This window comes from Pseudomonas sp. NPDC077649 (genome assembly GCF_044542855.1).
Taxonomy (GTDB): Bacteria; Pseudomonadota; Gammaproteobacteria; order Pseudomonadales; family Pseudomonadaceae; genus Aquipseudomonas.
This window is the reverse complement of sequence record NZ_JBITVF010000004.1, coordinates 61,911-71,289: the sequence shown is the minus strand read 5'-3', so window position 1 is coordinate 71,289 and position 9,379 is coordinate 61,911. Positions and strand designations below refer to the sequence as shown.

10 protein-coding genes are annotated in these 9,379 nt (G+C 69.5%); 3 read left to right on the top strand and 7 right to left on the bottom strand.

Features of this window, described 5'->3' with window-relative positions:
- The first annotated feature begins 85 nt into the window (after nucleotides 1-85).
- Both elbB and ACIGFL_RS13830 read left to right on the top strand, forming a co-directional pair.
- A complete protein-coding gene (elbB, locus tag ACIGFL_RS13835; RefSeq protein ID WP_021443374.1) occupies nucleotides 86-745 on the top strand; it encodes an isoprenoid biosynthesis glyoxalase ElbB in 660 nt (219 codons plus the stop codon).
- A 243-nt stretch (nucleotides 746-988) separates the two neighbouring features.
- Nucleotides 989-1,456: a thioesterase family protein gene (locus tag ACIGFL_RS13830; protein WP_397497556.1), complete on the top strand. Its 468-nt coding sequence runs from the start codon at nucleotides 989-991 to the stop codon at nucleotides 1,454-1,456.
- A 111-nt stretch (nucleotides 1,457-1,567) separates the two neighbouring features.
- Here ACIGFL_RS13830 and ACIGFL_RS13825 read toward each other — a convergent pair whose 3' ends face one another.
- The gene (locus tag ACIGFL_RS13825) at nucleotides 1,568-2,017 is read right to left on the bottom strand and encodes a YaiI/YqxD family protein (RefSeq protein WP_021443376.1); all 450 of its coding nucleotides are present in this window, start codon (nucleotides 2,015-2,017) and stop codon (nucleotides 1,568-1,570) included.
- Between the two features lie 66 nt (nucleotides 2,018-2,083).
- Here ACIGFL_RS13825 and ACIGFL_RS13820 point away from each other — a divergent pair, with 66 nt between their 5' ends.
- Nucleotides 2,084-2,857, top strand: a complete 774-nt coding sequence (locus tag ACIGFL_RS13820) for an SDR family NAD(P)-dependent oxidoreductase (RefSeq protein WP_397497555.1) — start codon at nucleotides 2,084-2,086, stop codon at nucleotides 2,855-2,857.
- Between the two features lies 1 nt (nucleotide 2,858).
- Here the strand turns inward: ACIGFL_RS13820 and ACIGFL_RS13815 are convergent, their stop codons facing one another.
- From ACIGFL_RS13815 to ACIGFL_RS13790, 6 genes are all read right to left on the bottom strand, one after another.
- Entirely contained in the window at nucleotides 2,859-3,194 is a 336-nt protein-coding gene (locus ACIGFL_RS13815) for an enhanced serine sensitivity protein SseB C-terminal domain-containing protein (RefSeq protein WP_122109427.1), read from the bottom strand.
- Nucleotides 3,195-3,313: 119 nt separating this feature from the next.
- Nucleotides 3,314-5,206, bottom strand: a complete 1,893-nt coding sequence (locus tag ACIGFL_RS13810; RefSeq protein WP_397497554.1) for an FTR1 family protein — start codon at nucleotides 5,204-5,206, stop codon at nucleotides 3,314-3,316.
- 167 nt (nucleotides 5,207-5,373) lie between these two features.
- Complete coding sequence (locus ACIGFL_RS13805; RefSeq protein ID WP_122109429.1) at nucleotides 5,374-6,006, bottom strand: LysE family transporter; 633 nt, start codon at nucleotides 6,004-6,006, stop codon at nucleotides 5,374-5,376.
- 58 nt (nucleotides 6,007-6,064) lie between these two features.
- Nucleotides 6,065-6,832: a TerC family protein gene (locus ACIGFL_RS13800; RefSeq protein ID WP_021444988.1), complete on the bottom strand. Its 768-nt coding sequence runs from the start codon at nucleotides 6,830-6,832 to the stop codon at nucleotides 6,065-6,067.
- 70 nt (nucleotides 6,833-6,902) lie between these two features.
- Entirely contained in the window at nucleotides 6,903-7,442 is a 540-nt protein-coding gene (locus tag ACIGFL_RS13795; protein WP_021444987.1) for a mechanosensitive ion channel family protein, read from the bottom strand.
- A complete protein-coding gene (locus tag ACIGFL_RS13790) occupies nucleotides 7,442-9,352 on the bottom strand; it encodes an ATP-binding cassette domain-containing protein (RefSeq protein WP_397497553.1) in 1,911 nt (636 codons plus the stop codon). Before ACIGFL_RS13790 ends, ACIGFL_RS13795 begins: the two co-directional genes overlap by 1 nt.
- Between the last annotated feature and the right edge of the window lie 27 nt (nucleotides 9,353-9,379).

Sequence of the window (9,379 nt, the reverse complement as noted above, 5' to 3'; positions counted from 1 at the left end):
GCCGCCACCCCGCATCGGCAACAGCCGCCGCCCGCCGCACCCAGGTGCCGGCGCGGGCGACCTTTACCCTCACCAGGAGTCGAGCATGAACAAAAAAGTCGCAGTGATTCTGTCCGGCTGCGGCGTCTACGACGGCGCCGAAATCCATGAAAGCGTGATCACCCTGCTGCGCCTCGACCAGCGCGGCGCCACGGTGCAGTGCTTCGCCCCCAACGTGACGCAGCTGCACGTGGTCGATCACTACAGCGGCGACGAGATGGACGAGACGCGCAACGTGCTGGTGGAGTCCGCGCGCATCGCCCGCGGCAAGATCAAGGACGTCAAGGAGCTGCACGTGGCCGACTTCGACGCACTGATCCTGCCCGGCGGCTTCGGCGTGGCGAAGAACCTCTCCGACTTCGCCATCAGCGGCGCCGCCTGCAGCGTGCAGCCCGACGTGCTCGCCGCGTGCAAGGCCTTCGCCAGCGCCGGCAAGCCGCTCGGCCTGATCTGCATCGCCCCGGCCCTGGCGGCGAAGATCTTCGGCGCCGGGGTGATCTGCACCATCGGCACCGACCACGACACCGCCGCCGCGCTGACCCAGATGGGCGCCGAGCACCATGAATGCGAAGTCAGCGAAATCGTCGAGGACCACGCGCACAAGCTGGTCACCACCCCCGCGTACATGCTCGCCCAGTCCATCGCCGAGGCGGCGTCGGGCATCAACAAGCTGGTCGACCGGGTGCTGGAGCTGGCGCACCACTGACGGGTTGGAGCGCGCAGGTGGCGTTACGCTTTACTGGGCGATAACGCCAAGCCGGGCCCTGTAGAGTGGGCTTTAGCCCACATTGAGCACCATTGGTGGGCTAAAGCGGAACGCCGCCCGACCCACCCTACAGGCTGCCAGCCGAGGCCGATCCGGCCAATGCTCAGGGTACTCCTGCATTGCCTCTGGCCAAGCCTGGCGCGCTGCGGCAGCGTGGCGACAGGATTTCCCGGAGCCCCTGCCATGTCCCAGCCCTTCGTCCTCAGCCCCGACCTGCAACAGGCGGTGGCCGGCTTCTTCCAGCGCATCCCGTTCAACCAGGTGCTCGGCATCGAGCTGGACGAACTGAGCCTGGAGCGGGTGACCATGCACCTGCCGATGAAGCCCGAGCTGATCGGCAACTTCGTCCACGGCATCCTCCACGGCGGGGTGATCTCCTCGCTGCTCGACGTCTGCGGTGGCGCCATGGCGTTGATCGGCGCCTTCGCCAACCACCAGCACCTGCCGGCCGCCGAGCGCATGGCCAAGCTGTCCAAGCTGGGCACCATCGACCTGCGCATCGACTACCTGCGCCCCGGCCGCGGCCAGCGCTTCACCGCCACCGCGGTGCCGCTGCGCGCCGGCAACAAGGTGGCGGTGGTGCGCATGGAGCTGCACAGCGACGACGGCACCCTGGTGGCGGTGGGCACCGGCACCTATCTGTGTGGGTAGCGATGTCCAGGCATTGTGGGAGGGGCTTTAGCCGCGACTGGCCCCACCTCGATCGCCGCTAAAGCGCCTCCCGCCGAAGCTGTCCGTAGCCCGGATGCGATCCGGAACGAGTTACCGGCTCAAACGGGTCAGGATCCGATCCAGCGCATTGGCGAAGGCCTGCCGATCCTTTTCCGCGTAAGGCGCCTGGCCGCCGCCGACCTGGCCCTGCTCGCGCAGGTCGGTGAACAGGTTGCGCACCGCCAGGCGCTCGCCCATGTTGCGCTCGTCGAACTCGCGGCCGCGCGGATCGAGCGCCGCCACGCCCTTCTTCACCAGGCGGTCGGCCAGCGGCACGTCGCTGCAGATCACCAGCTCGCCGGGCTGGGCGTGTTCGACCAGATGATCGTCGGCGGCGTCCGGGCCGCTGGGCACCACGACCAGTTTGACGCAGGCGAAATTCGGCCGCGCCACCGCCTGGCCCGCCACCAGCACCACCTCGAACCCCCGCTTGAGGGCGAACTTCACCACCTGGTCCCGCGCCGCCCGAGGGCAGGCGTCGGCATCGATCCACACGCGCATGCTGCACTATCCTGAACAAGCCAGCGGCCAGTATGCCAGCTGCGCCCCCACCAGCAGGAGCACCCCATGACGTTCTGGCAGCGCCTGTCCACCCCCGCCGAAGTGCTGATCTGCGGCGCCAGCCGCGGCATCGGCCTGGCCCTGACCGAGCGCTTGCTGGCGCGCGATGACGTCGCCCGGGTGTGGGCGCTGGCGCGCCATGCCAGCCAGTCGGCGCCGCTCGACGACCTCGCCGGGCGCCACGGCGAACGCCTGCAATGCCTGGACGTGGACGCCTGCGACGAACGCGAACTGCACAGCCTGAGCCGCCACCTGCAGAACGCCGAGGTGCGCCTGAACCTGCTGCTGTGCAGCGTCGGCACCCTGCAGGAAGGCGCCAGCCGCGCCGAGAAGACCCTCGCCCAGCTCGACCTGGCCGGTCTGCAGGCGACCTTCGAGCGCAACACCTTCGCCCCCATCCTGCTGCTCAAGCACCTGCTGCCGCTGCTGCGCGGCCAGCACCCTTGCACCGTGGCGGCGCTGTCGGCGCGGGTCGGTTCGATCGGCGACAACCGCCTCGGCGGCTGGTACAGCTACCGTGCCAGCAAGGCGGCGCTGAACCAGCTGCTGCGCAGCGCCAGCATCGAACTGCGCCGGCTCAACCCGCAAAGCTGCGTGCTGGCGCTGCACCCGGGCACCACCGACACCGAGCTGTCGCGGCCGTTCCAGGCCAACGTGCCGGCGGACCAGCTGTTCACCCCGGCCTTCGCCGCCGAATGTCTGCTCGCCGTGCTGGAAGGCCAGGGCCCGGAACAGAGCGGCAGCTTCTGGGCCTGGGACGGCCAGCCGATTCCCTGGTGACTCAGGCCGGGTAGAAGGCCTGGCAACGCTCGCGCACCGCACGCGACAGGTTGTCGTCGGCCAGCTCGATCAGGTCCAGCTCGACCTCGTCCGGCAGCAGCTCGGCCACCAGCGCCGCCAGGCGCCGCTGCACCCGCACGTCGGCGCCGGCCACCGCCAGCAGCAGGCGCGGCTGCGGACCGATGGCCGGGTCGCGCAGCGCCGCCAGATAAGCCTGCCGCACCGCCAGCTCGGCACAGGCGGCAGACAGCGCCTGCTCCAGCGGCGGATGACGCAACGCCGCCAGGGCCAGGTCGGGACTGTCGGCGTAATGGGTGGAGTTAATGGTGGAAGACATGCGCGCACTCGCCAGAGGGAAATCGGATCAGCCTAGGCGCACTGAGACCGGCTGTCGTGGCGGCGGTTCACGCTCTCGGCATGCGCAGGCGACGCACGGCCGCCTGCACTCGCCTCGCCTCAATCCAGCGCCGCTACCCGATGCCGCTCGGCCAGCCGGCTACGCCCATACAGCAGGGCGATGGCGGCCAGCGCCAGGCCCTGGGCCGATAGGCTCCAGGCGTCGGCGTGGATGCCCAGCCAGTCGAACTCGAAGAAGGCCACCGGCCGCGTGCCGAGCACCCCGGCCTCCTGCAGCGCCGCCACGCCATGGCCGGCGAACACCACCGAGAGCAGGCACAGCAGCACCGCGTTGACGCCGAAGAAGGTCGCCAGCGGCAGCCTGCGCGAGCCGCGCAGGATCGCCCAGGCCAGGCCGAGCAGCAGCACCAACGCCGCCGCCGCACCGGCCAGCACCGCGCCGTGGCCCTGCGGCCCGGCCTGCAGCCAGAGGGTCTCGTAGAACAGGATGACCTCGAACAGCTCGCGATAGACCGAGAAGAACGCCAGCACGGCGAAGCCGAAACGGCCGCCGCCGCCGACCAGGCTGCTGTTGATGTAATCCTGCCAGGCCGCGGCGTGGCGACGGTCGTGCATCCACACCCCGACCCACAGCAGCACCGCACTGGCGAACAGCGCCGTGGCGCCTTCCAGCAGTTCGCGCTGGGCGCCGCTGATGTCGATCAGGTAGGCCGCCACCGCCCAGGTGGCGAGGCCGGCCAGCAGTGCCAGGCCCCAGCCGACATGCACGCTGCGCAGCGCCTGCGGCTGGCCGGTGTTGCGCAGGAAGGCGAGGATCGCCGCCAGCACCAGGATCGCCTCCAGGCCTTCGCGCAGCAGGATCAGCAGGCTGGCGAAGAAGCTCAGGCTGCCATCCATGGCGCCATCGGCCAGCAGCGCGGCGGACTTGTCCAGCTCCACCCTCGCCTGTTCCAGCGCCTGCGCCGCCTGCGCCACGCTGGCGCCGTCCTGCAGCACCTGGCGGTAGGCCATCAAGGCGCGCTCGGTGGTCTTGCGCTGGACCGCATCGAGGTTGTCGAGGGCGCTTTCCACCAGCTCGAAGCCCTCCAGATAGGCGCCGACGGAGAGGTCGTAGGCCTGCTCCCGGTCGCCCGCGCGATAGGCCGCCAGGCTGCTCTGCAGGGTGCTGCGGCTGTAGTCGATCAGCGCCTGCGGGCCGCGCTGCTGCAGCGGCGGATGGCTGCGCTGGGCGCGGAAGGCGGCCGCATCACCGCCGTCGGCCGCCACCTCGGCGGGCGTGCGCGCGGCCAGTTGCGCCAGGCTGAAGCCGGCCGGCCCGACCGCCTGGGGCGGCGCGCTGAAGCCGGCGATATAGCTGGCCAGATCCCAGCGCTGGCGTTCGTCCAGCTGATCGGCGAAGGCCGGCATATCGGTGCCATCGATGCCCAGGCCGAGGGTGTTGAACAGGTCGTACAGACTCAGTCGATCCAGCCGCGCGGCATCGCCCAGGTTGGCCGGCGGCGGCTCGAGGCCGAGCCCGGCCGGGCCGTCGCCGGCGCCGTGGTCGCCGTGGCAGACCGCGCAGTGCTGGGCGTAGAGCGGCGCGCCGCGCGCGGGGTCGGGGGTCAGCGCCGGCGTCTGCGCGACCCGGTACAGCTCGGCCAGACGCGCGGCGAGCCGCCGCGCCGCGCCGGCCACCTGCTCGCCGGGTTGGCGCCGGGCGATGGCCTGGCGCAGGGCAGCAGCACCCTGCTCCAGCTCGGCGCGCTCGGCCTGGGCCGGCAGGGCGAGGATCAGCCCCTGCAGCACATCGAGAAACTCCAGCTGTTCCTGGTATTCCGCGGGGTCGACCACCTGGCCGGCGGCCACGCTGGCAGGGTAGTCGGCGCCGATATAGCCGAGCAGGTGCAGGGCCTGGGCGGCGCCGTCGAGGGGTTCGCCGAGGGTGAGAAAACTGAGACTGGCCAGCAGCGGCAGCAGCAGCCAGGCCAACAGGGATCGAGAACGACTCATCAATGCATCCCAAACGAGAATGGGTGGCATTAAATTGTTGCCGTCCTAAGGATCTCGCACAAGGACAATCTGACACATCTGGTAACAATCAGGCGAACGGACTGTTCGAAGAAGCGCCGGCACCCCGCACCTCGGCCGCCATTGCGGCGGCCGAACGGGGGCAGGCGTCACACCGCGGCGCGCTTGACCGTGGCCAGCAGCCCGGCGGCGGCGACGAACAGCGCGGCGAAGCTGCGGTTCATCAGGCGCTGCTGACGCGGCGTGCGCAGCACCCGCAGCACGCGCGAGGCGAGGCCGGTGTAGCCGGCCATGACGATCAGGTCGACCACTATCATGGTCGCGCCCATCAGCAGGTACTGCGGCAGCAGCGGCTGCTGCGGGGCGATGAACTGCGGCAGCACGGCGAGCATGAAGACGATCGCCTTGGGGTTGCTGGCGTTGACCAAAAAGCCACGCAGCACCAGGGTCAGCGGCCGGCCGCTGGGACGCTCGGCGGCGCCGGTGGCGAGGTCGCTGGGCAGCGCGATCCACTGCCGGTAGGCCAGGTACACCAGGTAGGCGACGCCGAACCACTTGATCAGGCTGAAGGCCAGCGCCGAGGCGGCGAGGATGGCGCCGACACCGGCGGCGACTATGGCGATCTGCAGGGCCAGGCCCAGTTGCAGGCCGAGGGCGTTCCAGTAGCCGCGCCAGAAACCGTATTGCAGGCCGGCGGACATGGAGGCCACGGCACCGGCGCCGGGCGACAGGCTGATCACCCAGCAGGCGACGAAGAAAGCGAGCCAGGTTTCCAGGGCCATGGCGGATTACCTCGGGAGGGAAGAACGGGAGCAGGCCCTACAGCCTACTCCCGGCCGCTCAATCCGGCGAGCCCTTGCGCAGCTGCACCGGCTCCAGCTCCTCCTTGCGCGCCCGCGCCTGGGCGCTGCGCAGGCGGATGTTGATCGCCTCCACGGCCAGCGAGAAGGCCATGGCGAAGTAGACGTAGCCCTTGGGCACGTGCACGCCGAAGCTCTCGGCGATCAGCACGGTGCCGACCACGATGAGGAACGACAGCGCCAGCATCTTCAGGCTCGGGTGCTTGTCGATGAAGGCGCTGATGGTGCCGGCCGACAGCATCATGACGATCACCGAGATGACGATGGCCGCCACCATCACCGGCACGTGCTGCACCAGGCCGACGGCGGTGATCACCGAGTCGAGGCTGAAGACGATGTCGATGATGGCGATCTGGATGATGATGCCCATGAAGCCGTAGCTCTTCTTCGGCCCGCCCTGCGCGGCCTCCTCGGCGCCTTCCAGGCTGTGGTAGATCTCCGCGGTGCTCTTGAACAGCAGGAACAGGCCGCCGAAGAACAGGATCAGGTCGCGCCCGGAAATCCCCTGCTCGAAGACGTGGAACAGGTCGTCGGTCAGGCGCATCACCCAGGTGATCGACAGCAGCAGCAGGATGCGCGTGCCCATGGCCAGGGCCAGGCCGAAGAAGCGCGCCTTCGGCTGCTGCTCGACCGGCAGGCGGCTGACCAGGATCGAGATGAAGATGATGTTGTCGATGCCGAGGACGATCTCCAGGGCGGTCAGGGTCAGAAACGCGACCCAGATTTCCGGGTTGCTCAGCCATTCCATTCAGGGATGCTCCAATGAGTTCAGGTTGTGTAGGAAAGGTGCCGCATATGGGGCAGCTTTCGTGCAAAACCTAGCGCCAGCGGCGCACGGATTTCTGGAAGAACAGGCTGTTGGGCACCTGCAGCAGCGCGCCGGCGGCCTCTTCGCTGACATCCTGCAGCGTGGTGTAGAACAGGTTGATGGCCAGCACCCGCCCCTTCACGCCGGGTTTGTCGGCGCTCTCGATCACCTCCACGGTATCGCCCAGGCGGAACGGCCCCATGGCGAAGATCAGCAGCGCGCAGAACATGTTCGACAGCACGCTCCAGATGGCGAAGAAGGCCACCGCCGCCACGGCGGTGAAGCCGGTGATGGCGGTCCACAGCACCGTGGCCGACACGCCCAGGCGCTCGAGCACCAGCATGAAGGCGCTGCCCAGAATCAACCAGCGCAGCAGGCCGCGCAGCGGCAGCAGCACCTCCTGCGGCAGCAGGCTGTAGCGCGCGCCGAGGCGGCTGATGGCGCGGGTCAGGATGCGCTGGGCGAGCCACGCCAGCAGCAGGATCAGCAGCACCTGGCCGGCGCGGATCAGCGGTTCGCGCCAGGCCGTGAGCAGTTCCAGCGATTCCATCACTCGGTCTCCTCCAGTTGCTGCTGCAGCGCTTCGAGCGTCTCCAGGGCCAGCAGCCAGCTTTCCTCCAGCTCGGCCTCGCGCGCCTTGAGCGTCGCCTGCTCGGCCAGGCGTTCGCGCAGCTCGTCCTTGCGCGCCGCCTCGTACAGGCCGCTATCGGCCAGCTGCGCTTCCACCTTGGCCAGGGCCTGGTGCAGCTTGCTCAGCTCCTGCTCGAGCTTGTCGGCCTGTTTCTTGTGCGGCGCCAGCTGCTGGCGCAGGGCAGCGGCGGCCTGGCGCTGGGCGCGCTTGTCGGTCTTGTCCGCCGCCGGGGTCGCCGCGCTCGGCGGCTGCTGGCGGGCGCGGAAGTCGATCAGCCAGCGCGCGTAGTCGTCGAGATCGCCCTCGAACGGCTGGATGCGGCCGTCGGCCACCAGGAGGAATTCGTCGGTGGTGCTTTTCAGCAGGTGGCGGTCGTGCGACACCACCAGCACGGCGCCGGCGAACTCCTGCAACGCCATGGTCAGGGCCAGGCGCATTTCCAGGTCGAGGTGGTTGGTCGGTTCGTCGAGCAGCAGCAGGTTGGGCTTCTGCCAGGCGATCAGGGCCAGGGCCAGGCGCGCCTTCTCGCCACCGGAGAAATTCAGCACCGGCTCGTCGCAGCGCTCGCCGCGGAAATCGAAGCCGCCGAGGAAGTCGCGCAGGGTCTGCTCGCGCTCGCTCGGCGCCAGGCGCTGCACGTGCAGCAGCGGGCTGGCCTTGGGGTCCAGCGCATCGAGCTGGTGCTGGGCGAAGTAGCCGATGGCCAGGTTCTCGCCGCGGGCCAGTTCGCCGCCGAGCGCGGCGAGGTCGCCGGCCAGGGTCTTGATCAGGGTCGACTTGCCGGCGCCGTTGGGCCCCAGCAGGCCGATACGCGCGCCGGGCGCCAGGCTCAGCTTGACCTTGTCCAGCACCACCTTGTCGCCGTAGCCGAGGCGCGCCTCGGACAGGTTGAGCAGCGGACTGGAGACCTTGTCGGCTTCACGGAAGACGAAGTCGAAGGGCGAGTCGACATGCGCCGGGGCCAGCTCCTCCAGACGTTCCAGGGCCTTGATCCGGCTCTGCGCCTGGCGCGCCTTGGTCGCCTGGGCCTTGAAGCGGGCGATGTACTTTTCCATGTGCGCGCGCTGCGCCTGCTGCTTCTCGTAGGCCTGCTGCTGCTGCGCCAGGCGCTCGGCGCGGGTGCGCTCGAAGGCCGAGTAGCCGCCGCGGTAGAGGGTCAGCTTCTGCTGCTCCAGGTGCGCCACATGGTCGACCACGGCATCGAGGAAGTCGCGGTCGTGGGAGATCAGCAGCAGGGTGCCGGGATAGCCCTTGAGCCACTCTTCCAGCCAGAGGATGGCATCGAGATCCAGGTGGTTGGTCGGCTCGTCGAGCAGCAGCAGCTCGGACGGGCACATCAGCGCCTGGGCCAGGTTCAGGCGCATGCGCCAGCCGCCGGAGAAGTCGCCGACGCGCCTGTCCATCTGCTCGCTGGTGAAACCGAGGCCGGCCAGCAGCTTGCGCGCGCGGGCGTCGGCCGTGTAGCCCTGGGCGTTGTCCAGTTCGCTGTGCAGGCGGGCGATGGCGGCGCCGTCGTGGACCGCCTCGGCCCGGGCCAGCTCGGCCTGGATCGCGCGCAGGTGCAGGTCGCCGTCGAGCACGTAGTCCACCGCCAGGCGCTCGAGGTTGTCCACCTCCTGGCGCATATGGGCGATGCGCCAGTCCGGAGGCAGCCGGCAGTCGCCGGCGTCGGGGCCGAGTTCGCCGCGCAGCAGGGCGAACAGGCTGGACTTGCCGGCGCCGTTGGCACCGATCAGGCCGACCTTCTGGCCGGCGTGCAGGGTCAGCTCGGCGCCTTCGAGCAGGCGCTGCGGACCACGCTGTAGAGTGAGGTTCTGGAGTCGGATCATAATGGCGGCGGAGTCTATCAAATCGCC